Annotated in this window: 2 protein-coding genes; both read right to left on the reverse strand. The window is 73.2% G+C overall.

From position 1 onward, the window contains the following. Positions 1–225: alpha/beta fold hydrolase (locus tag AC1DWF_RS38315; RefSeq protein ID WP_476843623.1), on the reverse strand; the 225-nt coding region annotated here is incomplete at its 3' end. After that, positions 222–528, reverse strand: a 307-nt coding sequence (locus AC1DWF_RS38320) for a Bug family tripartite tricarboxylate transporter substrate binding protein (protein WP_476843624.1), incomplete at its 5' end; no start/stop codon positions are given. The genes AC1DWF_RS38315 and AC1DWF_RS38320, both read right to left, overlap by 4 nt.

Raw genomic sequence — 528 nt, forward strand, 5'->3', positions numbered from 1 at the left:
CGCCATGTCCACCGACCCAGGCAGCCGGTGCGAGGCGCCGTAGCCCGGCGCATCGATGGCGAAGGTCCGGAAATGCGGCGCCAGCAGCGGCAGCATATGCCGGAAGGCGCGGTGCGAGCGCGGCGTGGCGTGCAGCAGCAGGAGCGGCGGACCCTCGCCGGCCTCAGCGTAGTGGACGGCGCCGCGCGGGGTCTGCGCATAGCCATGGCGGCTTGCAGCACTCATTCGGGCGGCCGGATGCCGACGTCGCGGATCAGCGCCGCGTAGCGGTCCATGTCCTGCCGGATGCGCTGCTCGAAGGCCTCGGGCGTGGTGCCGATGGGCTGGATGCCGAGCCGCCCCAGCACCTGTCGCGCCTCAGGCTCCTGCAGCGCCGCATTCACCCCTTCGTTCAGCGTGGCGAGGATCGGCGGGGGGATGCGCACGGGGCCGAGCACGCCCCACCAGATGCCCGCATCGAAGCCCGGCAGGCCGGATTCCGCTGCCGTCGGCASGTCCGGCAGGGCCGGCCAACGCTCGAGGCTGGTG

Source organism: Aminobacter sp. P4_D5, assembly GCF_056401815.1.